26 protein-coding genes and 1 tRNA gene are annotated in these 25,183 nt (G+C 62.5%); 15 read left to right on the top strand and 12 right to left on the bottom strand.

The window, feature by feature from the left end; all coding sequences use genetic code 11:
- Nucleotides 1-15 precede the first annotated feature (15 nt).
- Together CSQ93_RS14340 and CSQ93_RS14345 are read left to right on the top strand one after the other, a co-directional pair.
- Nucleotides 16-735 (top strand): glutamine amidotransferase-related protein, encoded by a 720-nt coding sequence (locus tag CSQ93_RS14340; RefSeq protein ID WP_099378606.1) that lies wholly within the window; start codon nt 16-18, stop codon nt 733-735.
- A gap of 96 nt (nt 736-831) precedes the next feature.
- Entirely contained in the window at nt 832-1,800 is a 969-nt protein-coding gene (locus CSQ93_RS14345) for an IS1595 family transposase (protein WP_099378607.1), read from the top strand.
- 53 nt (nt 1,801-1,853) lie between these two features.
- Here the strand turns inward: CSQ93_RS14345 and CSQ93_RS14350 are convergent, their stop codons facing one another.
- A complete protein-coding gene (locus CSQ93_RS14350) occupies nt 1,854-2,159 on the bottom strand; it encodes a PsiF family protein (protein ID WP_099378608.1) in 306 nt (101 codons plus the stop codon).
- Nucleotides 2,160-2,425: 266 nt separating this feature from the next.
- Between CSQ93_RS14350 and CSQ93_RS14355 the strand changes: the two genes are divergently transcribed.
- The gene (locus CSQ93_RS14355; RefSeq protein ID WP_099378609.1) at nt 2,426-2,965 is read left to right on the top strand and encodes a DUF2058 domain-containing protein; all 540 of its coding nucleotides are present in this window, start codon (nt 2,426-2,428) and stop codon (nt 2,963-2,965) included.
- Nucleotides 2,966-3,100: 135 nt separating this feature from the next.
- Here CSQ93_RS14355 and CSQ93_RS14360 read toward each other — a convergent pair.
- A tRNA-Phe gene (locus CSQ93_RS14360) sits at nt 3,101-3,176 on the bottom strand.
- Between the two features lie 186 nt (nt 3,177-3,362).
- On the opposite strand from CSQ93_RS14360, the gene dkgB reads away from it, so the two are divergent.
- The 9 genes from dkgB (at nt 3,363) to CSQ93_RS14405 (ending at nt 14,109) form a co-directional block, all read left to right on the top strand.
- Nucleotides 3,363-4,187 (top strand): 2,5-didehydrogluconate reductase DkgB, encoded by an 825-nt coding sequence (gene dkgB, locus CSQ93_RS14365; protein ID WP_099378610.1) that lies wholly within the window; start codon nt 3,363-3,365, stop codon nt 4,185-4,187.
- A 10-nt stretch (nt 4,188-4,197) separates the two neighbouring features.
- Complete coding sequence (locus CSQ93_RS14370) at nt 4,198-5,127, top strand: TIGR03571 family LLM class oxidoreductase (RefSeq protein WP_099378611.1); 930 nt, start codon at nt 4,198-4,200, stop codon at nt 5,125-5,127.
- Nucleotides 5,128-5,193: 66 nt separating this feature from the next.
- The gene (locus CSQ93_RS14375) at nt 5,194-6,426 is read left to right on the top strand and encodes an FAD-dependent monooxygenase (RefSeq protein WP_233516178.1); all 1,233 of its coding nucleotides are present in this window, start codon (nt 5,194-5,196) and stop codon (nt 6,424-6,426) included.
- Nucleotides 6,427-6,585: 159 nt separating this feature from the next.
- Nucleotides 6,586-7,302, top strand: coding sequence for a DsbC family protein (locus CSQ93_RS14380; RefSeq protein ID WP_199534415.1), 717 nt, complete (start codon nt 6,586-6,588; stop codon nt 7,300-7,302).
- Nucleotides 7,303-7,434: 132 nt separating this feature from the next.
- The gene (locus CSQ93_RS14385) at nt 7,435-7,893 is read left to right on the top strand and encodes a (2Fe-2S)-binding protein (protein WP_099378614.1); all 459 of its coding nucleotides are present in this window, start codon (nt 7,435-7,437) and stop codon (nt 7,891-7,893) included.
- A gap of 10 nt (nt 7,894-7,903) precedes the next feature.
- A complete protein-coding gene (locus tag CSQ93_RS14390; RefSeq protein ID WP_099378615.1) occupies nt 7,904-10,177 on the top strand; it encodes a xanthine dehydrogenase family protein molybdopterin-binding subunit in 2,274 nt (757 codons plus the stop codon).
- 13 nt (nt 10,178-10,190) lie between these two features.
- Nucleotides 10,191-10,799, top strand: coding sequence for a nucleotidyltransferase family protein (locus CSQ93_RS14395; RefSeq protein WP_099378616.1), 609 nt, complete (start codon nt 10,191-10,193; stop codon nt 10,797-10,799).
- A gap of 27 nt (nt 10,800-10,826) precedes the next feature.
- Nucleotides 10,827-12,719, top strand: coding sequence for a M61 family metallopeptidase (locus CSQ93_RS14400; protein WP_267891653.1), 1,893 nt, complete (start codon nt 10,827-10,829; stop codon nt 12,717-12,719).
- A 214-nt stretch (nt 12,720-12,933) separates the two neighbouring features.
- The gene (locus tag CSQ93_RS14405) at nt 12,934-14,109 is read left to right on the top strand and encodes a GGDEF domain-containing protein (protein ID WP_099378617.1); all 1,176 of its coding nucleotides are present in this window, start codon (nt 12,934-12,936) and stop codon (nt 14,107-14,109) included.
- Here the strand turns inward: CSQ93_RS14405 and CSQ93_RS14410 are convergent.
- From CSQ93_RS14410 to rpe, 7 genes are all read right to left on the bottom strand, one after another.
- Nucleotides 14,060-14,533, bottom strand: coding sequence for a hypothetical protein (locus tag CSQ93_RS14410; protein ID WP_099378618.1), 474 nt, complete (start codon nt 14,531-14,533; stop codon nt 14,060-14,062). The genes CSQ93_RS14405 and CSQ93_RS14410 overlap by 50 nt on opposite strands.
- A gap of 20 nt (nt 14,534-14,553) precedes the next feature.
- The gene (trpC, locus tag CSQ93_RS14415; RefSeq protein ID WP_099378619.1) at nt 14,554-15,354 is read right to left on the bottom strand and encodes an indole-3-glycerol phosphate synthase TrpC; all 801 of its coding nucleotides are present in this window, start codon (nt 15,352-15,354) and stop codon (nt 14,554-14,556) included.
- A gap of 34 nt (nt 15,355-15,388) precedes the next feature.
- The gene (gene trpD, locus CSQ93_RS14420) at nt 15,389-16,432 is read right to left on the bottom strand and encodes an anthranilate phosphoribosyltransferase (protein ID WP_099378620.1); all 1,044 of its coding nucleotides are present in this window, start codon (nt 16,430-16,432) and stop codon (nt 15,389-15,391) included.
- 65 nt (nt 16,433-16,497) lie between these two features.
- Nucleotides 16,498-17,061, bottom strand: coding sequence for an aminodeoxychorismate/anthranilate synthase component II (locus CSQ93_RS14425; RefSeq protein WP_099378621.1), 564 nt, complete (start codon nt 17,059-17,061; stop codon nt 16,498-16,500).
- 1 nt (nt 17,062) lies between these two features.
- A complete protein-coding gene (trpE, locus tag CSQ93_RS14430; protein ID WP_099378622.1) occupies nt 17,063-18,559 on the bottom strand; it encodes an anthranilate synthase component I in 1,497 nt (498 codons plus the stop codon).
- 269 nt (nt 18,560-18,828) lie between these two features.
- A complete protein-coding gene (locus CSQ93_RS14435; protein ID WP_099378623.1) occupies nt 18,829-19,533 on the bottom strand; it encodes a phosphoglycolate phosphatase in 705 nt (234 codons plus the stop codon).
- Nucleotides 19,533-20,207 carry a ribulose-phosphate 3-epimerase gene (rpe, locus tag CSQ93_RS14440; RefSeq protein WP_034753544.1) on the bottom strand — a complete coding sequence of 225 codons (675 nt, stop codon included), beginning with the start codon at nt 20,205-20,207 and terminating at the stop codon, nt 19,533-19,535. Before rpe ends, CSQ93_RS14435 begins: the two co-directional genes overlap by 1 nt.
- Nucleotides 20,208-20,372: 165 nt before the next feature.
- Here rpe and apaG point away from each other — a divergent pair, with 165 nt between their 5' ends.
- Complete coding sequence (gene apaG / locus CSQ93_RS14445; protein ID WP_035828598.1) at nt 20,373-20,747, top strand: Co2+/Mg2+ efflux protein ApaG; 375 nt, start codon at nt 20,373-20,375, stop codon at nt 20,745-20,747.
- Between the two features lie 23 nt (nt 20,748-20,770).
- Here the strand turns inward: apaG and CSQ93_RS29225 are convergent, their stop codons facing one another.
- Nucleotides 20,771-20,917 (bottom strand): hypothetical protein, encoded by a 147-nt coding sequence (locus CSQ93_RS29225; protein WP_167468630.1) that lies wholly within the window; start codon nt 20,915-20,917, stop codon nt 20,771-20,773.
- A 76-nt stretch (nt 20,918-20,993) separates the two neighbouring features.
- Here CSQ93_RS29225 and mltA point away from each other — a divergent pair, with 76 nt between their 5' ends.
- Nucleotides 20,994-22,196: a murein transglycosylase A gene (gene mltA, locus CSQ93_RS14455; RefSeq protein WP_199534418.1), complete on the top strand. Its 1,203-nt coding sequence runs from the start codon at nt 20,994-20,996 to the stop codon at nt 22,194-22,196.
- A 29-nt stretch (nt 22,197-22,225) separates the two neighbouring features.
- Here the strand turns inward: mltA and CSQ93_RS14460 are convergent, their stop codons facing one another.
- Together CSQ93_RS14460 and CSQ93_RS14465 are read right to left on the bottom strand one after the other, a co-directional pair.
- Nucleotides 22,226-22,663: a universal stress protein gene (locus CSQ93_RS14460; RefSeq protein WP_034785626.1), complete on the bottom strand. Its 438-nt coding sequence runs from the start codon at nt 22,661-22,663 to the stop codon at nt 22,226-22,228.
- Between the two features lie 137 nt (nt 22,664-22,800).
- Nucleotides 22,801-24,102, bottom strand: coding sequence for an MFS transporter (locus CSQ93_RS14465; RefSeq protein WP_233516179.1), 1,302 nt, complete (start codon nt 24,100-24,102; stop codon nt 22,801-22,803).
- A 76-nt stretch (nt 24,103-24,178) separates the two neighbouring features.
- Here CSQ93_RS14465 and CSQ93_RS14470 point away from each other — a divergent pair, with 76 nt between their 5' ends.
- Nucleotides 24,179-24,955, top strand: coding sequence for an enoyl-CoA hydratase (locus CSQ93_RS14470; RefSeq protein ID WP_099378625.1), 777 nt, complete (start codon nt 24,179-24,181; stop codon nt 24,953-24,955).
- The last annotated feature ends 228 nt before the right edge of the window (nt 24,956-25,183 follow it).

Here is a 25,183-nt window from a genome sequence, read left to right on the forward strand (position 1 = left end):
CAGAAAGGGAACATCATGAAAGTCCATTTCATCGTGCATGAAGCGTTCGAGGCGCCGGGCGCCTATGAGACATGGGTGCGCGAGCGCGGCCACCAGGCCACGTATTCCCGCGTCCATGCCCATGAACCGCTGCCCGGCTCCATCGCGGACATCGACCTGCTGGTCGTCATGGGCGGGCCGCAGTCGCCGTCGACGACGCGCGAGGAATGCCCGCATTTCGACGCCGCAGCCGAACAGGCCCTGATAGCCGCCTGTGCCGCCGCAGGCAAGGCCGTCGTCGGCGTTTGCCTGGGCGCGCAGCTGATCGGCGCAGCCCTGGGAGCGCGCCATGCGCACAGCCCAGAAAAGGAGATCGGCAAGTTCCCCATCGTGCTGACGGCAGACGGAAAGGCGAACGACAAGTTCAAGCATGTCGGCGATGTCCTGGAAAGCGGGCATTGGCACAGCGACATGCCGGGGCTGACCGACAGCGCGAAGGTCATCGCCTATAGCCAGGGCTGCCCCCGCCAGATCATCGAATACGGCAATCTGGTGTACGGCTTCCAGTGCCATATGGAGTTCACGCCGGAGGTGGTCGAGCTGCTGATCGCCGCGGCAGAAACGGAACTGCCCACGCTCGCGTCCCACCGCTTCGTGCAGCAGCCAGCCACCCTGCGCGCCCACGACTGGCAGGCCATGAATGGCAAGCTGTTCGGTTTCCTTGACCGGCTCATGCAGGACTACGCATCGCCGTGAAAAAAAAGGCTCTGTCATCGGCAAGTAGGGGAAATGCCGGAATCTTCCTGTGACCGTGCTGTCTGACTCTGCATACCCACCCTGCAGGAGCAGATCATGCGGCCAGCCGAATGGATCACCTTGATTGCGCAGTTTGCTCAGCTGAGCCAACGCCAGCGGCAGGCAGGCATTGCCCTGTTGCGTGGAAACTCTCCACAAGACGCGACCGTCGCGCTGCTAGAAAGTGTGGCCCAACAGCGATTGGCCTGTCCCGCTTGCCATTCAGACCAATTGCACCGGCATGGCCATGCGCACAGTTTGCAGCGCTACCGCTGCATGTCCTGCGGCCGCACCTTCAATGCCTTGACTGGCACGCCGCTGGCCCGCTTGCGCCACAAGGCGCTGTGGCTCGACTACGCCGATTGCCTTCTGGCATCGGATTCCGTGCGCAAGGCGGCGTTACAGCTGGGCGTACACCGTAACACTACGTTCCGCTGGCGCCACCGGTTTTTGTCGTTGGCAAAGACGGACAGACCGCATGGTCTGCACGGCATTGCCGAAGCCGACGAGTTATATCTGCTGGAATCGGAAAAGGGATCCAGAAACATGACGCGTCCGGCGCGCCGCCGGGGCGGCCATGCCCGCAAGCGCGGCATTTCCAATGAACAGGTCTGCATCCTGGTGGCACGCGACCGCACGGGGCAGACGCTCGATTTTGTCACGGGAAAAGGGGCGTTGACGAAAGCGCAGCTGCATCATTGCTTGTTACCCGTTATCGACAAGGACGTGCTGCTGGTGACCGATGGCCATGCCGCCTACCGGGCCTTTGCGAGGGAAGCGGGCATCAGCCACCAGGCCGTCAACTTGCGCGCCGGCATCCGCGTGCAGGGCGCCGCCCATGTGCAGAACGTCAATGCCTATCACAGCCGTTTGCGGCAATGGCTGGGTCCGTTTCATGGCGTGGCGACGCGCTACCTGCCGAACTACCTGGGATGGCGCTGGATACTCGACGCCAGGCGTATCCGCTCACCGGAAACGTTATTGAAAGCAACGCTGGGCGCATTCCCACATTTGACGGTGACATAGCCATAAAAAAACGCCAGCATGATGCTGGCGTTGTGAGGCAAGCGGCGAGGCGCTTATTTCTTCGGCGCGCTCAGGCATTCCTTCATGAAAGCCTTGCGGGCATCGCCCTTCATGTCCTTGGCGTCGACATTGCACGCTTTCATCTTGTTTTGCTGCGTCATGGCCGGCGCCGGTTTGGCGCTCAGGCATTCCTTCATGAAGGCCTTGCGCTCATCGCCTTTCTTGCCGGCGGCGTCCGCATTGCAGGTCGTCATTTTTGACTGTTGGGCCGTCTTGGCGACAGGCGCCGCTTCCGGCGCGGCGGCAAAGGCGGTGCTGGCAAACGCGGCGGCGATGCAGAGGGCGATTAATTGTTTCATGGCAAATCCTTGTAGACGCAGTCAGTGGAAGGGGGCGATGCAACCGGCAGAGAATGCCGATATGCAAAACGTAACTAACTATATGACATTTATCAACAAAATTTCCACTCGAGTGTGTCTTTTTGTTACTGGCAGACAGAAGGCGCTGCCCGGCTGGTCCGTGCAGCCATGTTGCGGCGGCAGCGCTCCTGTTTTTTGTTATGCTAGCGTCTTTCCCCCGGCCGATGCCGCTGCCTTGGCCGGCGCACCCTCAATACGGAGTAGTTATGGTCTCGTTGCAAGAGCAGTTTTTAAAGGCCGGCCTGGTCGACAAGAAGAAGGTCAAGCTGGCCAACCAGGACAAGAGCAAGCAAAAAAAGGACGAGCGCAAGAGCGGCACGCAAAGCGTTGACGAAGTGCGCCTGGCCGCGCTCGAGACGCAGCGCAAGAACGCGGAACGGGCGCGCGAACTGAACGCCCAGCGCGACGCGGCCGCCAACCAGAAGGCCATCGTGGCGCAGATCGCGCAAATGGTGCTAAAAAACCGCCAGAGCAAGGGCAGCAACGGCGACGTGCCGTATAACTTTACGTTCAACAACAAGATCGAGCGCATCTACGTGACGGCCGCCGTGCAAGCCCACCTGGTGGCGGGCCGCCTGGTCATCATCTGCCTGGGCGGCGCCGTGGAACTGGTGCCGCGCATCATCGCCGACAAGATCGCCGAACGCGACCCCGCCATCGTCGTGCGCGTGAAACAGGCCAGCACGGAAGTGGATGAGGACGATCCGTATGCGGCGTTCCAGATTCCGGATGATTTGATGTGGTAAGAGGGGAATCGTCCGGCACCGCAATGTGCGGGATGATGGCAGCGCGCGGGCCGGAAACGGCCTGCGTGGAATACAAATGCTGCAGAAACAAAAACGCCACCCGAAGGTGGCGTTTTTGAACGTATAACGAATTCTTGGTGGCCCGGGGCGGAATCGAACCACCGACACAAGGATTTTCAATCCTCTGCTCTACCGACTGAGCTACCAGGCCAAGGTGGCGAATTATAGCAGACCAAAACGGGAATGCAAGAGCCGGCTGCGACTTTTCCCCGATTTCCTGCATGGCCATCACATTACTTGCCTGTGGGTCAAATATGATTTGATATAAACGGTATTTTTCTCAACAAAAGATGGGCGCATAGTGTGGTCATCGAAATCTATTTGAGAGGACTACCGCATGAACACCAGCACCCAACACACCGCCATCCCTGAAATCGGCCTGGGCACTTTCCGCCTGCAGGGTCAGGTCGTCATCGATTCCGTCACCACGGGCCTGGACGTCGGCTACCGCCATATCGATACGGCGCAAATCTATGGCAATGAAGCCGAAGTGGGGCAGGCGATCGCCGCCAGCGCCGTCCCGCGCGACGAGTTGTTCGTCACCACCAAGATATGGATCGAGAGCCTGCAGCGCGACAAGCTGATTCCAAGTTTGAAAGACAGCCTGCACAAGCTGCGGCTGGAACAGCTGGACCTGACCCTGATCCACTGGCCGTCGCCGCAAGACGCGATTCCCGTGGCCGAATACATGGCGGCGCTGGCGGATGCCAAGGCGCAGGGGCTGACCAGGGCCATCGGCGTATCGAACTTCACCAACGCGCAGCTGCGGCAAGCCATCGATACGGTGGGCGCGGCAGAAATCGCCACGCAGCAGATCGAGATCCACCCGTTCCTGCAAAACCGCAAGGTCATCGACTTCGCGCGCAGCCAAGGCATCCACATCACGGCCTACATGCCGCTCGCGTATGGCAAGGTGATGGCGGATCCCGTGATCGCGGCCATCGCCGCCAGGCACGGCGTGACGCCGGCGCAAGTGGCCCTGAGCTGGTCGCTGCAGCAGGGCTTTGCCGTGATCCCGTCGTCGACCCGGCGCGCCAACCTGGAAGCGAACCTGCATTTCCAGCGCATCACCCTGTCGCCGGACGAGATGGCGCAGATGGCGACGCTGGAGCGTGGCGAGCGCCTGGCCAACCCGGACGGGCTGGCGCCGCAGTGGGATTGAGGTGAAGCCCATGACTGCGATGCAAAAGCTGGGGCAGGGCGGTTTCAGTATCGGACTGGAACTGCCGCTCGATAATGACTGGTCGTTCGCGGGGCGCCAGGCGAATGCGGCGTCCGGCCGGGTGCCGGGCGAACCTGACCTGAAACAGCATGCGGCGCTGGCGAAGCTGGCCGACCGCCTGGATTTTCGGGCCCTGTGGCTGCGCGACGTGCCCCTATACGACCCGTCGTTCGGCGACGCGGCGCAGGTCTTCGAGGTGTTTACTTACCTCGGCTACCTGGCCGGTATCACGGACAACATCTTGCTGGGCACGGCCGCCGTGGTGCTGCCGCTGCGCGAGCCGGTGCTGACGTTAAAAGCGGCGGCCAGCGTGGATCAGTTGAGCGGCGGGCGTTTGCTGCTGGGCGTGGCCAGCGGCGACCGGCCCGTCGAATATCCCGTGTTTGGCCGCGATTTCGACCAGCGCGGCGCAGCCTTCCGCGAGCAGGTGGCCATGCTGCGCGACTGGGGCGAGAGGCGCCTGCCGCCCGGCATCCGTCTGCTGCCCAAACCCGCCGCGCCCTTGCCGCTGCTGGTGGCGGGGCTGGCGCAGCAGTCGCCCGCGTGGATCGGCGCGCAGATGGATGGCTGGCTCGCCTATCCGGGCACGCCGGAAGACCATGCGCGGCGCTCGGCGCAATGGCGCGCCGTGGCCGGAGAGGACAAGCCGTATGTCAGCTTCATCCACCTGGACCTGGATGAGGATCGGAACCTGCCGCTGCAGCGCTTCCGCTTCGGCGGCCGTACGGGGCGCGATGGCTTGATCGCGGAGCTGCACGCCATGCGCGCGGCCGGCGTGCGGCATATCGGCTTGCAGCTGCGGCAGAACCGCCGCCCGCTGGCCGAGACGATGCAGGAGATCGCGGACCACGTGCTGCCCGTCTTTCATGGCGCCGCTTGATCTGGGGCACGCGTCCCGTACTTCGGGACTAGCTGAAAAGGGTGGGGCAAACGCTATAATGGCCGCATGAACAGTCCCACTCCCCCTACCATGCGGCGCTTCATGCATAGCCACAGCGACGTTTGCATCGTCGGCAATGGCGCCATCGCGAAAACCACGGCGCTGGCGTTTGCCCAGGCAGGACAAAGCGTCACCCTGTTATCCCCTGTGAGCCCGCCCGTGTCGGCCGTCAAGCCGGTCGAAGCCAGCTGGGATATGCGCGTGTATGCGCTCAATAATACGGCGCACCAGCTGCTGTCGTCGCTGAAGGTGTGGGGTGCTTTGGCGCCCGACAGGGTGGCGCCCGTCGACGCCATGCTGGTCAACGGCGACGGCGCGCAGGCGGGCGGACTCGGTTTCGACGCCTACGGCGCCCATGTGGGCACTCTGGCGTGGATCATCGAAGACCGCAACCTGGGCCAGGCGCTGGACGCCGCCCTCAAATTCGCGCCGAACGTCAGCGTGCTGCAGGGCCGCGCCAGCCGCCTGGAATGGACGAACGATTCGGCCATCGTGCACCTCGATGGCGGCGACACCATCACCTGCGCGCTGGTGGTGGGCGCGGATGGTGCCCAGTCGTGGGTGCGGGGCCAGTGCGACATCGGCCTCGATTACCGCTCTTACGGCCAGCGCGGCGTGGTCAGCAACTTCGCCTGCGAAAAGCCGCACCATGGCGCGGCCCACCAGTGGTTCACGGGCAGCGAAGGCATCGTCGCGCTGCTGCCGCTGCCGGGTGACCGCGTCTCGCTCGTCTGGTCGGCGCCCGATGCGCTGGCCGATACCTTGATGGCTGAATCGGCCGATGCCCTGGCCGCGCGCCTGGCCGCATACTGCAACGACAAGTTGGGCAAGCTCACGCCGTTGCAGCCGGAGCTGGTGCGCGCCTTTCCATTGACCCTGATGCGTCCGCACGCCATGGTGGCGCCGCGCGTGGCTTTGGTCGGCGACGCCGCCCACGTGGTCCATCCGATGGCCGGGCATGGCATGAACCTGGGCTTTGCCGACGTGGCGCAGCTGGTCAAGACGATCAGCGAACGCGAAGCGCACCGCGGCATCGGCGACGAGCGCGTGCTGGCCCGCTATGCGCGCGCGCGCAAGGAAGACGTGCTGCTGATGCAGTTGGCCACCGACGGCCTGGCGCGATTATTTGGCGCCGATCTGGAACCGTTGCGCGTGGTTCGCAATTTGGGATTAAACTTGCTGGATAAATTGCCGGCCCTGAAGCGGAAAATGATTGCGCACGCATTGGGACATCAGTAAATATCAGCGAATCTTAAGATATCGCCGGATAATGGCAGATGTGAAAATTCAAGGTCGCCGCAGCTCGTCTGCGGCGATCGTTTTGTCAAAGAGATAATGATGCCGGGCCAGAGGCCAGTCCCGCCAGGCGTTTCAAGTGGAGAAGTGATAGTGATCAAAATGAGCAGAATCGCATTGGTAATGGCCTCGGGCCTGATGATGTCGTGCGCCGGCGCGGAAACGCCGACGGAAGCAAACATCAAAAAGCTGATCGAGCCGCGCCTGGGCGAAGGCGCCAAGGTCGATTCGGTCAAGGAAACGCCATACGGCGGCCTGTACGAAGTGCGCACGGGTGGCGACATCCTGTACACGGACAAAGCTGCGCAATACCTGTTCGTCGGCCACGTCTTTGACGCCAAGACGTCGCAAGACCTGACCAAGGTGCGCCTGGATGAAGTCAACCGCATCAAGTTCTCCGACCTGCCGCTCGATTCCGCCATGAAGACTGTCAAGGGCAATGGCAAGCGCGTGATCGCCGTATTCGAAGATCCGAACTGCGGCTATTGCAAGCGCTTCCGCCAGAATGCGTTGAAGGAAATCGACAACGTCACCGTCTACACCTTCATGTACAACATCCTGTCCCCCGATTCCATCGTCAAGTCGCGCAATGTGTGGTGCGCACCGGACCGCAACAAGGCCTGGGATGACTGGATGTTGAACGGCAAGGCGCCGGCAACGGTGGCCGCCACGTGCGCCAACCCGCATGAAAAAATCCTGGCACTGGGCCAGCAATTGCGTGTCTCGGGCACGCCAGCCATCTTCTTTGCCGACGGCAGCCGCATTCCGGGCGCGGTCGATGCGAAAACGCTGGAACAGAAATTCTCGACCATTAAGTAATCCGGGCTGTCGCCAGGAAGGCTGGACGGCGCGCCCTCGCAAGGCGCGCTTTTTTTTGCACTTTTTTCCGCTGTCGTATCATCAAGTGTTGTTCGTAGACGCCATAACAATCCAAAAAAGGGGAAGCAGCAGATGATTACCTTGAATATCAACGGAAGCGACACGCAGGTCGACGCCGATCCATCCACGCCCATCCTGTGGGCGCTGCGCGATAACCTGAACATGACGGGCACCAAGTTCGGTTGCGGCGCGGCCCTGTGCGGCGCCTGCACGGTGCACCTCGACGGCCAACCCATTCGCTCGTGCATCACGCCGATTTCCTCGGTGGGCGCGCAAAAGATCACCACCATCGAAGCGATGGAAAACGACCAGGTGGGCAAGGCCGTGCAGGCGGCGTGGGTGCGCCACGACGTGCCGCAATGCGGCTACTGTCAAAGCGGCCAGGTGATGAGCGCCACGGCGCTGCTGCGCACCAACAAGGCGCCCAGCGATGCAGACATCGACGGTGCCATGAGCGGCAATATCTGCCGCTGCGGCACCTATCAACGGATCCGCGCAGCCATCAAGGACGCGGCCAAGACCCTGGCCTGAGGAGAACGACATGCGTATCGAATGGTTGAATCAGGAAGCATTGCAGCATGGCGGCGTGACCCTGGGCGCGGCGCTGGCATCGGCGCCGGTGGCTGTCGCTGGCGCGGCCGATGGCGTGTCGCGGCGCGGTTTCATGAAGGCTGGCGCGGTGGCCGGCGGCGGCTTGATGCTGGGCTTTTTCCTGCCCGGCGCAGGCAAGCTGGCGCAGGCGGCCGATGCCGCACCCGCCAAGCCCGTGTATGCACCGAACGCCTTCTTGCACATCGCTCCCGATAACACGGTGACGGTACAGGTGAACCGGCTGGAATTCGGCCAGGGCGTGCAAACGAGCTTGCCCATGCTGATCGCCGAGGAACTCGACGCCGACTGGAGCCTGGTGCACGGCGCCCTGGCGCCCGCCGGAGAACAATACAAGGATGCCGCCTACGGCATGCAGATGACGGGCGGCTCGGGCAGCATCGCCCACTCGTTTACACAGTACCGCGAAATCGGCGCGAAGGCGCGCGCCATGCTGGTGGGCGCCGCCGCCGCGCAGTGGAAAGTCAGTCCCGATCAGGTGCGCGCCGCCAAGGGCGTGCTGTATGGCCCCGGCGGACAAAAAGCGACGTATGGCGAACTTGCCGACGCGGCCATGCGCCAGCCCGTGCCCGCCACCGTCAAGCTGAAAGAGCCGCGCGACTTTGCTATCATCGGCAAACCCGTGAAACGCCTGGACGCGGCCGCCAAATCGACGGGCAAGCAGCAGTTCGGCATCGACTTCAAGCCGCCTGGCGCGAAAGTGGCCATGGTGGCGCGCCCGCCCGTGTTTGGCGCGAAAGTGGCGAAATTCGACGCCAGCAAGGCCAAGGCCATCAAGGGCGTGCTCGAGGTGCTGGAAGTGAAGACCGACCGTGGCGGCAGCGGCGTGGCCGTCATCGCCGACGGCTACTGGCCCGCCAAGCAGGGGCGCGACGCGCTGGCGATCGAGTGGGATACGAGCGCCGTGGAAAAGGTCAGCAGCGACAAGCAGCTGGCCGCTTTCAAGGCGTTGGCGAAAACGCCGGGCACCATCGCCAGGCCTGCCGACGTGGGCAAGTTGGCCAAGGCGCCGAAGAAAATCGAAGCTGTCTATGAATTTCCCTACCTGGCACACGCGCCGATGGAGCCGCTCAATTGCGTGGTCGACCTGCAGGCTGACAAATGCACGATGTGGGTGGGTTCGCAATTCCAGACGGGCGACCAGGCGGCCATCGCGGCCACTTCCGGCCTGAAACCGGAACAAGTAACCCTGCACACGATGATGGCCGGCGGCGGCTTCGGCCGGCGCGCCGTGCCTAGTTCCGACTACGTGGTCGAAGCCGTCAACGTCGCCAAGGCATACCGGGCGGCGGGCAAGAGCGGTCCGTTAAAGCTGATGTGGAGCCGCGAGGACGACATCAAGGGCGGCTACTACCGGCCGTCGCACGTGCACCGCGCGCAGATCGGCCTCGACGCCAAGGGCAAGATCCTCGCCTGGGACCACACCATCGTGGGCCAGTCCATCATGGCCGGCACGCCGTTCGAAGCCTTCATGGTGAAAAATGGCGTCGACGGCACCATGGTCGAAGGCATGGGCGAGCCGTACACCTTGCCGATGAAATTGTCCGTGCATACGGCCAAGGCGAACGTGCCCGTGCTGTGGTGGCGCTCCGTCGGCTCGACGCATACGGCCTTTGTCATGGAAACCCTGATCGACGAGGCGGCGCACGTGGCGAAGATGGACCCCGTCGCCTACCGCAAGCAGCTGATCGACGCGAAGCACACGCGCCACATCGCCGCGCTGGACCTGGCCGTGGCCAAGTCCGGTTATGGCAAGAAGAAGCTGCCGAAAGGGCAGGCCTGGGGCGTGGCCATGCACGAGTCGTTCAATTCCGTCGTCGCCTACGTGGTGACGGCTTCCGTGGTGGAAGGCGCGCCCAAGCTGCATCAGGTTTGGGCGGGCGTGCATTGCAACCTGGCCGTCAATCCCCTGACGATCGAGGCGCAAGTGCAGGGCGCCGCGCTGATGGCGCTGGGCATGACCATCCCCGGCGCGGCCATCACGCTCAAGGATGGCGTGGTGCAGCAGCAGAACTTCGGCGACTATCCGGTGCCGCGCATGCCCGACATGCCGGTGATCGAGGTGCACCTGGTGCCATCGGGCGACGCGCCAACCGGCATGGGCGAGCCGGGCGTGCCGCCGCTGGCGCCCGCATTCGCCAATGCGCTGTTCGCCTTGACGGGCAAGCGCCTGCGCAAGCTGCCGTTCGACCTGGCGGCCGCATGACGGTAGCGGTTTTTTGAGTACGGTCGGCATCTTGCTGGCAGCCGGAAGGGGACGCAGGTTCGACCCTTCCGGCGTGCAGAACAAATTATTGCAGCCGTTGACGGAAGGCCCGCATGCGGGCTTGCCGGTCGTGGTGGCGGCCGCAAAAGCCATGCTGGCGGCCTTGCCGCGCGTGCTGGCCGTGGTGCGTGCCGACGATACGCAGGTGGCGCACGCACTCGGTGCGCTGGGCTGCGAGGTGCGCGTCTGCCATGACGCCGACACGGGCATGGCCGCCTCGCTCACCTGCGCCATCGATTACGTGCGCGGCGCGCCGGGCTGGCTGATCGCCCTGGGCGACATGCCTTACGTGGAAGCGGCTACAATCGCCGCCTTGTCGCACGCCATCGACGATGGCGCGCACATCGCCGTGCCCGTGTTCCAGGGACGGCGCGGCAATCCTGTCGCGTTCAGCGCCTTTCACTTGCCGCTGCTGCTGGCGCTCGATGGCGATCAGGGCGCGCGCAGCATTGTGCGCAGCCATGCCGTGTGCGAAGTGACAGTGGACGACAGCGGCATCTTGCGCGATATTGATACACCTGACGATTTGTCGCCGGTGCCTGGCGCGCCCGGTCGATTGTAGAACATCCATGCCAGACACGAGGAAAACATGAAGAAAGCACCGATTCAAAAAATCACCGCCAAGGCGGAAGCCAAGGCAAGCGGCAAAGCCACAAGCAAAGCCGTTGCGAAAACCAGGGCAAAAGCCGCACCGGCGGCCGGCATCATCTACAGCATCGCGGCGCTGGATCTGGCCGGCCATATGTTCAAGGTGACGTTGACGGTCAAGTCGCCGGCCGCCATCGGCCAGATTCTCTCCTTGCCGGCCTGGATTCCGGGCAGCTACATGATCCGTGAATTTTCGCGCAACATCGTCAGCATCCGTGCCGAGTCCGAAGGCAAGGCCGTGGCGCTGATCAAGTTGGACAAGCACTCGTGGCAAGCCGCCCCGTGCCAGGGCCCGTTGACGGTCGAATACGACGTGTATGCCTGGGACCTGTCCGTGCGCGCCGCCCACCTGGACCAGAACCACGGCTTCTTCAACGGCACCAGCGTGTTCCTGCGCGTGCTGGGCCAGGAATCCGACGCCCATGAAGTGCACATCGTGCAGCCGAAGGATGCGGCCTGCAAGACCTGGCGAGTGGCCACCACTCTGCCGGAACTGAAAGCGAAGCGCTATGGCTTCGGCAGCTACCAGGCGGCCAACTACGATGAGCTGATCGACCACCCGGTGGAGATGGGCGACTTCGCGCTGGCCACCTTCACCGCGCATGGCGTGCCGCACGATATCGTCGTCACGGGCAAGGTGCCGAACCTGGACCTGGACCGCTTGTGCCGCGACCTGAAAGCCATCTGCGAAACGCAGATCGCCTTCTTCGAGCCGAAGACAAAGAAAGCGCCGATGGAGCGCTACGTGTTCATGACCATGGCCGTCGGCGATGGTTATGGCGGCCTGGAACACCGCGCCTCGACGGCGCTGATCTGCGCCCGCGCCGACTTGCCGACGACGGCTTCGACCAGCACCGAGATCGGCGACGGCTACCTGAAATTTCTCGGCCTGTGCAGCCACGAGTACTTCCACACCTGGAACGTCAAGCGCATCAAGCCAGCCGCCTTCGCGCCGTACAACCTGCAGGCGGAAAGCTATTCGCCGCTGCTGTGGCTCTTCGAAGGCTTCACCAGCTATTACGATGACCTGATGCTGGTGCGCGCTGGCCTGATCGATGAAGCGGCCTATTTCAAATTGCTCGGAAAAACTGTCAACAGCGTCTTGCGCGGCAGCGGCCGCAGCAAGCAAAGCGTGGCCGATTCCAGCTTCGACGCCTGGGGCAAGTACTACCGCCAGGATGAAAACGCGCCGAACGCCATCGTCAGCTACTACACCAAGGGTTCGCTGATCGCGCTGGCCTTCGACCTGACGATCCGCAGCAAGACGAATGGAGAGAAATCGCTGGACGACGTGATGCAGGCGCTGTGGCAGCGCTATGGCCGCGATTTCTACAAGGGTAAAGCGCGCGGCGTGACGCCGGCCGAAGTCGAAGCCCTGTTCGATGAGATTGCCGGCACGCGCATGAAGCCGTTCTTCGAGCGCTACATCCGCGGCACGGACGACGTGCCGCTGGCGCGCCTGCTGGCGCCGTTCGGCGTGAAATACAGCGATGCGCGCAAGGCCGAGAAAGCCAGCCTGGACGTCAACCTGGCCCGCGACGGCAACGACGCCAAATTGGCGCAGGTACACCAGGGCGGCGCTGCTCACGTAGCTGGCCTGTCGGCGGGCGATGTGCTGGTGGCCGTCGATGGCTTGCGCGTGACGGGCACCAACCTGGACACCTTGCTGGGCCGTTACGCCGTCGGCGCCAAGGTAGCCATCCACGCCTTCCGCCGCGACGAGCTGATGACGTTTGCGGCCGTGCTGCAGGGCGACCGCGTGCCCGGTGTCAGCCTGACCCTGCTGCCGGCGCCAAAGAAGGCCACGGGACCGAAGCGTCCTAGCGCTGTATAAGCTGTTCGTCACGCGGTAAGACAGAAAACCGGCCGTCACTGGCCGGTTTTCTATTTCAGGCAGCAATTTCTCAAATGCAACTTATCCGCCGGCAGCCGCGGACAGCCAGCATATTTACTGCAAATGAACTAATTTTTCTTTAACTAAACTAAAATTGCCGAACTGCTTCTTTTAGATCGCGCCCAACGTGCAAACCCTCGATCCTCGAACGATCATGCTGATGACGACCCTGATGTGCGGGGCGATGAGCATCGTCATGTTCTCGGTGTATCGCAGTTTCCGGCGCGAGGTGCATGGCCTGGGGCATTGGGCGGCCGGCTTGCTGTTGCTGGTGTGTGCGTCCCTGCTGTTCGGCACCCGCGAGGTGCTGCCGCCGGCGTTGTCCATGATCGCGGCCAATGCGGCGCTGGTGGCCGGCATCGGCCTGTCGATGCTGGGCACGGAGAAATTCTTTGGCCTGGCGCCCAGCCGCCGCGCCTATCTGCTGATACTTGCCCTGGCCATCGCCGGCAACAGCTGGTGGCTGCTGGTGCACCCCGATTTCTCGGCGCGCGTGGCGGTCTTTTCCCTGCTGGTCTTCCTGTTTTATGCGCGCCAGGTGCAACTGGTGTGGCGCCATGGCGAACGTCATTTCTCCAGTTTTTTCTTTGGCGCGCTGATGCTGATGCAAGCCGTCGTGGTGCTGGCGCGCGGCGTGTCAGCCTTGCTGCATGGCGGCGCCAGCGTGAACCTGACGGTGGCCGGCACGCCGGCCGGCATCTATCTGGCGGTGGCCAATTTCATGGCGCTGCTGCTGACGGTGGGCTTCATGACGGTGGCGACGCGCCGCCTGCAGCAGATACTGGAGCGCCGCTCGACCCACGATCCGCTGACGCAGGTGCTGAACCGGCGCGGCTTTGGCGACGCCTATGCGCGCGAGATAGGCAATCTTCGCCGCCACCGTTTGCCGCTGACATTGCTCAGCATCGACCTCGATTACTTCAAATTGATCAATGATCGCTACGGTCACGCGGTGGGTGACCAGGTGCTGGCGCATGTGGCCGCCGTTATCAAAGGCGCCTTGCGCGAATCGGATTGCGTGGCGCGTTTCGGCGGCGAGGAGTTCGTCGTGCTGATGCCGGACATGCCGGCGCATAATGCGCTGGGCGTGGCCGAACGCATCCGCGCCTTGCTGCGCGAGCCCAGTCATGCGGGGCTGCCATCGTGTACGGTCAGCATCGGCATCGCTTGCCAGGCATCGGTGGTGGAAGGGCTGGAACAGCTGTTGTCGCGCGCGGATGCGGCCCTGTACCTGGCCAAGGAACGGGGACGCGACCGCATCGAACTCGATACCGCCGCGTTTACTGTGGACCGGACAAGGTCCGCAGTTGGAACCGGTACTGGTCGTTGAAGAGGAAGGTTTCGGAGAAATCGAAGGTCCGGGCGTGGCGGCGCATCAGGTGTACCGCTGGCGGAAAGAGGGTTGGCACGCGCCGCACGGCGGCCAGCGCCGCGGCCGATGCTTCGCTGTCGCGCGAGCGGTGGACGTGCACGCTTTTCAGTTCGCCGTCGGGGCCCACGCTCAGGTCGAGCACGACGATGGCCGGCAGCATGGGCGGCAGGCGCCCGCTGAACGTGTATTCTGAGTTGGCGGACATGATCTGCTGCGCCACCAGCGCCTTGTAGGCGTCGATGCTGGCGGCGAGCTGTATCGCGGCCGGCGTGCCAGGGGGCGTGCGCTCCACTGGCGAGGGTGTGCGGCCCAAGGGCGGGGGCGCAGTCTGGCAAGCCGACAGCAGGGCAGCAGTGGCAAGGACGATGATCGCGTGTCTCATGTCTGCCAGACTACCATGCTTTAACTGAACAGGCGTTCCAGCTCCACGCCGGGGTCTGGCGCGCGCATGAACGCTTCGCCCACGAGGAAGCTGTGGATGTGCGCCTCGCGCATGCGTTGCACGTCGGCCGTGCTGTGGATGCCCGATTCCGTGATGATCAATTTGTCCTGCGGGATGCGCGGTAACAGCTTGATGGTCGTGTCGAGCGAGGTTTCGAAGGTGCGCAGGTTGCGGTTGTTGATGCCGATCAGCGGGCTCTTGAGTTTCAGGGCCGCCGTCAGCTCGTCGCCATCGTGGCTTTCGATCAGCACGCCCATGCCAAGTTCGTGGGCGCACGCTTCCATTTCCGCCATCAGGCCGTGGTCGAGCGCCGCGACGATCAGGAGGATGCAGTCGGCACCCATGGCGCGCGCTTCATAGATCTGGTACATGTCGACCATGAAGTCCTTGCGCAGCACGGGAATGGCGCAGGCGGCGCGCGCCTGCTGCAGATATGCCACGGATCCCTGGAAGAACTGTTCGTCCGTCAGCACGGACAGGCAAGCCGCGCCATGCGCCGCATAGCTGGCGGCGATATCAAACGGGCGGAAGTCGGCGCGAATGACGCCTTTCGATGGCGAGGCTTTTTTGATTTCGGCGATGATACCGGGCTTGCCGTCGGCGATGTGCTGGCGCAGGCTTGCTTCAAAGCCGCGCAGGCCGGCGCGCAGGGCGCTGTCGCTTTCCACGTCGCTGCGCAGGCTGGCCAGGCTGCGGTGGGCCTTGGCCTTGGCCACTTCATCGGCTTTCACGGCCAGGATTTTATCGAGTATGTCGGACATGATGATCGCTATTCTATAAAGGAGGGCAGGGCGCTTACGCTTGCGCCGGGGTGCCCAGTTGCTGCGTGACCTGCACGAATTGAGCGAGTTTCGCCAGCGCCGCGCCCGAGCTGACGGCGGTGCGCGCGCGCGCCAGGCCGTCTTCGATCGAACTGGCCACGCCGGCCGCGTACAGCGCCGTGCCAGCATTCAGGGCGACGATGTCGGCGGCCGCGCCGGGTTCGCCGCGCAGCGCTTCCATCATCTTCGCTTTCGATTCGACGGCATCGGCTACCTTCAGGTTGCGGCTGGCGATCATCGACATGCCGAAGTCTTCGGGATGGATTTCATATTCGCGGATTTCGCCGTTGACCAGTTCACCCACCATGGTGGCCGCACCGAGCGACACTTCATCCATATTGTCGCGGCCATATACGACGATGGCATGCTGCGCGCCCAGGCGCTGCAGCACGCGCACCTGGATGCCGACCAGGTCGGCGTGGAACACGCCCATCAAAATGTTCGGCGCACCGGCCGGATTCGTCAGCGGGCCGAGGATGTTGAAGATCGTGCGCACGCCCAGTTCCTTGCGCACGGGCGCCGCATGCTTCATGGCCGCATGGTGGTTGGGCGCGTACATGAAGCCGATGCCCGTTTGTGCGATCGACTGGGCGATCTGCTCGGGCTGCAGGTTGATGTTGACGCCCAGGGAGTCCAGCACGTCGGCGCTGCCGGACGAGGAAGAGACGCTGCGCCCGCCATGCTTGGCCACGCGCGCGCCGGCGGCCGCCGCCACGAACATCGAGGCGGTGGAAATATTGAAAGTGTGCGCGCCGTCGCCGCCCGTGCCGACGATGTCGAGCAGATTGGTGGTGTCGGCCATGGGCACCTTGGTGGAAAACTCGCGCATCACTTGCGCGGCGGCGGCGATTTCGCCGATGGTTTCCTTTTTCACGCGCAAGCCCATGGTGAGCGCGGCGATCATGGTGGGCGACATTTCGCCGGACATGATCTGGCGGAACAGGTACAGCATTTCGTCGTGAAAGATTTCGCGGTGTTCGATGCAGCGCAGCAGGGCTTCTTGTGGTGTGATCGGCATGATGCTTCCTTCTTCAATGATGGCGCAGGAGGACACTGATGGCACGCCGCGGCGTGCGCGGAAAATCAGCGCTCGAGAAAATTCTTCAGCAGGGCGTGGCCGTGCTCCGAGAGGATCGATTCGGGGTGGAACTGCACGCCCTCGATATCGTATTCCCTGTGGCGCACGCCCATGATTTCGCCGTCGTCCGTCCACGCTGTTACTTCCAGGCAGGAAGGCAGCGAGGCGCGTTCAATCGCCAAAGAGTGGTAGCGGATCACTGTGAAGGGGCTGGGGATGTCCTTGAAGACACCCACGCCCGTATGCGCGATGAGGGAAGTCTTGCCATGCATGACTTGCTTGGCGCGGATGACCTTGCCGCCAAACGCTTCGCCGATGGCCTGGTGGCCCAGGCACACGCCCAGTATCGGCTTCTTGCCGGCGAAGTGCTTGAGCACTTCCACCGAAATACCCGCCTGTGCCGGTGCTTTCGGGCCGGGCGAGATGCAGATGCGGTCCGGGTTCAGCGCCTCGATCTGTGCGATCGTGATTTCATCGTTGCGGTAGACCCGCACGTCTTCGCCCAATTCGCCGAAATACTGCACGATGTTGTAGGTGAAGGAGTCGTAGTTGTCGATCATGAGCAGCATCTTAAAACCCTCCATCCAGGCCATCTTGCACTTGTTCGGCGGCGCGCAGCACGGCGCGCGCCTTGTTTTCAGTTTCCTGCCATTCCATTTCGGGGATGGAGTCGGCCACGATGCCGGCCGCGGCCTGTACGTACAGCATGCCGTCCTTGACCACGCCCGTGCGGATGGCGATGGCCACATCCATTTCGCCGCCAAACGACAGGTAGCCGCAGGCGCCGCCGTAGATGCCGCGCTTGGTGATTTCCAGCTCGTCGATCACTTCCATGGCGCGCACTTTCGGCGCGCCCGTCAGGGTGCCGGCGGGGAAGGTGGCGCGCAGCACGTCCAGGTTCGACAGGCCCTCCTTCAGGGTGCCTTCCACGTTCGAGACGATGTGCTGCACATGCGAGTATTTTTCGATGACCATGCGGTCGGTGACTTGTACGCTGCCCGTTTCGGCGATGCGGCCGATGTCGTTGCGCGCCAGGTCGATCAGCATCACGTGCTCGGCGATCTCTTTCGGGTCGGCCAGCAGCTCGGCCGACAGTTCGGCGTCGCGCTCTGGCGTGGCGCCGCGCGGACGGGTGCCGGCGATGGGGCGCAGGGTGACTTTCTTGCCGCCGTCCGCCGTCTTCTCGTTGCGCACCAGGATTTCCGGCGAGGCGCCGATGATCTGCATGTCACCGAAATTATAGAAGTACATATACGGCGACGGGTTGAGCGAACGCAAGGCGCGGTACAGGGTCAGCGGCGAATCGACATACGGTTTGCGGATGCGCTGGCCGATCTGCACTTGCATCAGGTCGCCCGCCATCACGTATTCATGCGCCTTGGCGACGGCCTTCAGGTAGTCTTCCTTGGAAAAATCGCGGATGGTTTCCGTGCGCACGGAAGCGCTGGTGACGGGCGCATCGACACCGCGGCGCAGCATCATGCGCAAGTCCTTCAGGCGCTGCTGTGCTTTCGAAAACGATTCGGGCTGCGTGGTGTCGGCGTAAACGATCAAATACAGTTTGCCGGACAGGTTGTCGATGACGGCCAGTTCTTCCGTCACCATCAGCTGGATGTCGGGCAGCTTCAAGTCATCTTTCGGCGCGCCGCCGGCCAGTTTTTTCTCGATGTGGCGCACGGTGTCGTAGCCGAAGTAGCCGGCCAGGCCGCCGCAGAAGCGCGGCATGCCGGGGCGCAGGGCCACTTTGAAGCGCGACTGGAACTGTTCGATGAAGTCGAGCGGATTGCCTTCGTGCTCTTCGATCACGACGCCGTTCTTGACGATTTCGGTGCGCTTGCCATAGCTGCGCAACACGGTCGTGGCGGGCAAGCCGATGAAGGAATATCGGCCGAAGCGTTCGCCGCCGACGACGGATTCGAGCAGGAAGGTGTTCTTGCCACCTTGTTGGGCCTGTGCCAGTTTCAGGTACAGGGTGAGCGGCGTTTCCAGGTCGGCGAACGCTTCCGCGATCAGGGGGATGCGGTTGTAGCCTTGCTGGGCCAGCGATTTGAATTCGAGTTCGGTCATGTTTCTCTCCATGCCGTCAGGGTATGAGTGTGCATAGTGCACAAACCCTGCGGTGGGTTATCAAAAAACTTGCCGGTACATGCAACATGCGCAAAATGCGCAAAGGACGCGTGTGCAGCCGGCAGCAATCGTAACGGCTCGGCCCTTAGGCCTGCCAGGATTGCCAGCGTCGCCAAAGCCAGGCCTCAATCGAGCCGGTTTGGGTGACATTGTGTTTTTTGATGAGAAACGTGTTCACGATATGGTGTTGGGTTTGGTCAGTATGCCGGTTAGTTTTGCATGCCAATAAAACGGGCTGCTTCGAGCAGTGTCTTTACTATACCATCGGAATCGGTATCGTGTATAGAGTGTCCGTGATTGTATCCATACGGTACCGTCAGTACGGGACAAGCCGCAGCCCTGGCCGCTTGCGCGTCATTCGAGGAGTCGCCGATGGCCACCACTTTGGATGGCGCCAGGTCGAAGTCCGCACACACTTGCAGCAGCGGCATGGGGTGCGGTTTTTTCTGCGGCAGCGAATCGCCGCCGTAGACGATCTCGAAATACTGGTCCAGGTTTTTCAGTTTCAGCAGGGGCAGGGCGAAGGCGATCGGCTTGTTGGTGACGCAGGCCAGGCGCAAGCCTGCCGCCTTCATCGCCGCCAGTCCCGCTTCCACGTCCGGGTACAGGGTGCTGAACTGGCCGTTGATGGCCAGGTAGTGGCGCTGGTAGCCGTCCATCGCCTGCTCGAAATGCTGTTCCACGCCGGCCGCGTCGAAGTCGAGCGCCAGCACGGTGCGGATCAGGTTTTCCGAGCCTTTGCCGACCATCAGCTTGATGGCGTCGGCGCTGATGGGCGCCAGGTCCAGTTCGGCGCGCATGCCATTGATGGCGACATGGAAATCGGGCACGGTGTCGAGCATCGTGCCATCGAGGTCGATGATGGCGGCGCGTACGCCGGCCAGTACGTGGTCTTTCACCGTGCCCGCTTGCATCAGGCGCCCTTGACGGCGGCCAGTTCGGCGCGCATGGCGTCGATGACGGCCTTGTAGTCGGGCTTGCCGAAGATGGCGGAGCCGGCGACAAAGGTATCGGCGCCAGCGGCAGCGGCGGCGGCGATGTTGTCGATCTTGATGCCGCCATCGACTTCGAGCATGATGTCACGGCCCGATTCGTCGATCATGCGGCGCGCTTCGGCAATTTTCTTCAGCGCTTGCGGAATGAAGGACTGGCCGCCGAAGCCCGGATTGACGGACATGATCAGGATGATGTCGATCTTGTCCATCACGTGTTCCAGGTAATGCAGCGGCGTGCCGGGGTTGAATACCAGGCCCGATTTGCAGCCATTGTCGCGGATCAGCTGCAAGGAACGGTCGACGTGATCCGACGCTTCCGGGTGAAAGGTGATGATGTTCGCGCCAGCCTTGGCGAAATCCGGGATAATGCGATCGACAGGCTTGACCATCAGGTGCACATCGATGGGGACTTGCACGTGCGGGCGGATCGCTTCGCACACCAGCGGGCCGATGGTCAGGTTCGGCACGTAATGGTTATCCATCACGTCGAAGTGGATGATGTCGGCGCCGGCGGTAACGACGTTGCGCACTTCCTCGCCCAGGCGGGCAAAGTCGGCGGACAGGATGCTGGGAGCGATACGGAATGTTGTCATGGTGAAGTAGCCAAAGGATAGAAAATGCGATTTGCGCTATTTTACGCCTGACGCCGTTACCATGCCTCATTGAAGTACGGTGAAACACAGAATACGCATCGCGCGATGGCCTATGCGTCGCGCGCGATACACAATATGACTGGCAATGTCTGAATAGGAATGACGATGGCGACTTATGAATTTACGGTAACGGTCAAGACGCAATACCTGCCCGAGCAATCGGCACCGGACCAGGGGCGGCACGTGTTCAGCTACACGATCCGCGTCGTCAACACGGGCACGGCGGGCGCGCAACTGATTTCGCGCCACTGGGTCATCACGGATGCGAACAACAAGGTGGAAGAGGTGCGCGGCCTGGGCGCCGTCGGCCACCAGCCGCTGCTGCAGCCGGGCGAACAGTTCGAATACACGAGCGGCACCATGCTGGGCACGCCGCAAGGCTCGATGCACGGTGAATACTTTTGCGTGGCCGAAGATGGTCACCAGTTCGAAGCTTTGATTCCCGAATTCGTGCTGTCGGTGCCGCGCACCCTGCATTAAGGAAACACCGGGGGCTTGCCCCCTTACTTCAGTTTTTCGGTGGCGTCCTGTTCTTCACTGAGCTGCTTGCGCGCCGGCGGTGCGGGCTTTTTGCCTGAATACATGGTCCACCAGACTATAAATGCCAGCAAGAAGAACGCTACCAGCGCCTCTATCATCAAGATCCACATACGCACTCCTATGTTATTTACCCGCAGCTTAGTATTTACCCGCCGTCTGTTGACACGCGGTAGTCTACCCGTTTCAATCGGCGCCGTCGCGCTTGCTTTATCCGCCTGCACCACGCCACCCGCACCGCCCGCTGCTTCCAGCGGCAAGGCGCCCGCCATCGCGCCGACCGTCGTCAAGCCTGTGCCTGCCAAGCCGGCCGACGCCAAGGATGCCACGGATGTGGCAGCTCCAACCTTTGTGCCCGCCAAGTTTGCCGCCTTGCCTGGCTGGGCCCGCGACGACATGCGTGCTGCCTGGCCAGCGTTCATGGCGTCGTGCGGCGTGCTGGTCAAGCGTCCGGACTGGAAAGAGTCGTGCACAATCGCGCGCCAGGTGAATGCGGACAGCGACAAGGCCATCCGCCTGTTCTTCGAGACTTTCTTTGTGCCAAATCAAGTGGTGGCCGCCGATGGCGCCAATACTGGCTTGGTGACCGGTTACTACGAACCCTTGCTGCACGGCGCGCGCAAGCGCGGCGGCCCATATCAGACACCGCTGTACAAGGTGCCCGACGACCTGGTCTCGGTGGATTTGTCGGGCGTGTATCCGGAACTGAAGAATATGCGCTTGCGGGGCAAGCTGGTGGGCAAGAAGGTGGTGCCGTACGCCACCCGCGCCGACATCGAGCGCGCCACATCCGTCACAGGCAAGGAATTGCTGTGGGTGGATGACGAAGTCGAGGCCTTCTTCCTGCAAGTACAGGGATCGGGGCGCGTGCAGCTGACCGATACGCAGGAAACCGTGCGCGTGGCGTATGCGGATCAGAATGGGCACCCGTATAAATCGATCGGCCGCTACCTGGTCGACAAGGGCGAGCTGACCCTGAGCCAGGCGTCCGCGCAGGGCATCAAGGCGTGGATCGCCGGCCACCCCACGCGCAAGGATGAATTGTTCAACGCCAATCCCAGCTATGTCTTCTTCAAGGAAGAGCGTTTGCCTGACCCGAAAGTGGGTCCGAAGGGGGCGCTGGGCGTGCCGCTGACGCCGCAGCGCTCGGTGGCCATCGATTCGCGCTTTCTGCCGCTGGGTGCGCCCGTGTTCCTGTCCACCACGCAAGCCAATAGCGAGATTCCCATGCAGCGCCTGGTGATGGCGCAGGATACGGGCGGCGCCATTCGCGGGCCGATCCGGGTCGATTATTTCTTTGGCTTTGGCGCAGAAGCGGCCGAGAATGCGGGCCGCATGAAGCAGAGCGGCGCCGTGTGGGTGTTGTTGCCGAAACAGGCGCCGGCGCGCTGAATTTCTCGCGGCGCCGGGTAGGCCGTGGCTTAGCGCAGAACCATGACTGGCAGATGGGTATGCGCCAGCACTTTTTGCGTTTCGCTGCCCACGAATAGCTTGTTCAAGCCCTTGCGGCCATGCGAGGCCATCAGGATGATGTCGCAATGGTAGGTCTGCGCCGCATTGACGATTTCATCGTGCGGGCTCGGCGACACGGCGACCACGCCTTCGAAGGGTACGCCGGCGGCGCTTGCCGCTGCGCCGATCTTGTCGATGGCGCGTTGCGACGCTTCCTGCATCTGCTGTTCATACAGGCTGGCGTCGAGCACGATGCCGCCATCGGCCATCGGCGAGAACGGGAAAGGCTGCACCACGCTGATGGCGACCAGCTTGGCCTTGTTCAATTGGGCGAAGGCGAGGGCGGTCTCGGCGGCTTTGTCGGACAACGGCGAGCCGTCGGTAGGAAATAAGATGGTGTTAAACATAGCGTGCTCCTCAAGTGATGTAAGACAGCTTATGGATTTACATCAATTAAAACCTTGATGTAAATCAAACCTCACAGGCTTTGGCGTGAATAGTGTCGCCAAAGCAATCTTTCAGCAGTGTATGCCCGTTCATCGCATCAGGTGCGCACGCTACGCAGCGGCGTGCCCCACACCATGGCGACGGTCAACATAATGCTGCCTGCCGCGATGCAGGCCAGGCCATTGCGCACGCCAAAGTGTTCCGCTACCCAGCCGGCGGCCAGCGCGCCCAGCGGCGCCGTCGCCACCGTCAGGAAGCGCATGGTGGACGTCATGCGGCCCAGCATGGGATCGGGCGTGACCTTCTGACGCAAGCCCAGGTAGGGAATAAAGAACAGCATCACGCCGCAATCGAAAAAGAACATCAAGATGGCATACGCTACGGCGCTGGCGGCCGCGCTGCCGAACAGCGCGGCGGGTATCGTTGGCGTCAGCGCAAAGCACACGGAGGTGGACGCCAGCCCGATCAGGATCGTGCGTCCGGCGCCGTAGCGGCGCGTCAGCGGCTTGACGATGAAGGCGCTGAGCAAGACGCCGGCGCCACCGAGCATCTGCGTCATGCCCAGCACACCAGGACTCATGCCCAGGTCGCGCGTGGCGAACAGCACCGTCAAAGCCATGCTGGCGTAAAAGAGGAAGTGCCAGATGCCGGCGCCCCAGGCCAGCGCGCGCAGCAGCGGTTCGCGCCAGACGAACAGCAAGCCGTCGGCGATGTCGCGCAAGGCGTGCTTGTCGGATGGTGCGGGACGCGGATCGCGCACGCTCATGGCGCGCAAATTAAAGACGGAAACCAGATAGCCGCAAGCCGTGCACAGGATGGCGACGGGTGCTGACAGCACTTGCACCAGCACGCCGGCCAGGCCGGGGCCGATCAGGCGCGAAGCCGATTCGGTGGCGGCAAATTTCGATTGCGCATCGATCAAGCCGTCGCGGCCCACCAGGAAAGTCAGAAACACTTGCTCGGCGCCGCCACCAACGACGAAGCCCGTGCCGATGATGAACCCCACTATATATAACCATGGCATCGACAGCACGCCGCACCAATAGGCCACGGCCACGCTGGCTAGGGCCAGGCCGGACATGCTTTCGCTGAACAGCATGATCGGGTGCTTGCTGCGCCGGTCCAGCAGCACGCCGACGGGCAAGCCGAACAGGGCGAACGGCAGTGCCTGCAAGGCGACCAGCACGCCCATCTGCTCCGGCGTCGCATGTAGTAATAGTACCGCGCACAGGGGCAGGGCCAGCGAGGTGATCTGGGCGCCGAAGCAATTGAGGCCGTTGCTGAACCACAAGCGGCGGAAATTGACGCTGGCGGCGCTGCCGTCGCCGCGCAGGTAGCTGGCGCAGTACTGAAAGAGGGAGGAGAAAATACGCTGCTCGATAAAGGTGACCGGGTTCACAATAATAGCAGCGCACCCGCCGCACCGCTGCCGTTAGCCGCTACAATCGTTGCACCGTTCATCGAGAGGAGACACTATGCAATACGAAGACCTGATCATCGACATCCAGGACAAAGTGGCGGTCATCCGCCTGAATCGCCCGAAGGCCTTGAACGCCTTGAACGACAACATGATGAATGAGCTGGGCGACGCCTTGCTGAAGTTCGACGCGGATGACAATATCGGCTGTATCGTGCTCACGGGCAGCGAAAAAGCATTTGCCGCTGGCGCCGATATCGCCGCCATGGCCGATTACACCTACCCGGACACCTTTACCCAGGGCTACATCAGCCGCAACTGGGAGCATATCTTGCGCGTGCGCAAACCTGTGGTGGGTGCGGTGGCCGGCTATGCGCTTGGTGGCGGCTGCGAACTGGCCATGATGTGCGATTTCCTGATCGCCGCCGACAGCGCCAAATTTGGCCAGCCGGAAATCAAGGTCGGCGTCACGCCGGGTGCGGGCGGTACGCAGCGTCTGCCGCGCGCCATCGGCAAGGCCAAGGCCATGGACCTGTTGCTGACGGCGCGCACCATCGATGCCGCCGAGGCGGAACGCATCGGCCTCGTGTCGCGCGTGGTGCCTGCTGATAAATTGCTGGAAGAAACCTTGGCTGCCGCCAGGACCATCGCCGCCATGCCGACCTCGGTGGCCATGATGATCAAGGATTGCGTCAACCGCGCCTTTGAAACCACTTTGACCGATGGTGTCGCCTACGAGCGTCGTTTGTTCCAGGCTGCCTTCGGTACGCCTGCTCAAAAAGAAGGCATGCACGCTTTCCTTGAAAAGCGCTTGCCAAACTTCGACGGTCTTTGATATGATTCGCCTCCCCGATGAGACGCACTGGTTTGCGGCACAAAAGGGGCGGCCTTCAGGGGCTGGGTAGTAAAAAAGAAGGTTGACGAAATGCTGCAAACGCTTCATACTCTTCCTTCTTCGCAGCTGACAAACACAACGCTTTGTCGATAGCGCGAAAGCAGTAACCGAATACAGTTCTTTAACAATTAACAGTCGATAAGTGTGGGCATTTGATGTAAGTGCAGC

The organism is Janthinobacterium sp. BJB426 (assembly GCF_002735705.1).
Classification (GTDB): domain Bacteria; phylum Pseudomonadota; class Gammaproteobacteria; order Burkholderiales; family Burkholderiaceae_D; genus Janthinobacterium.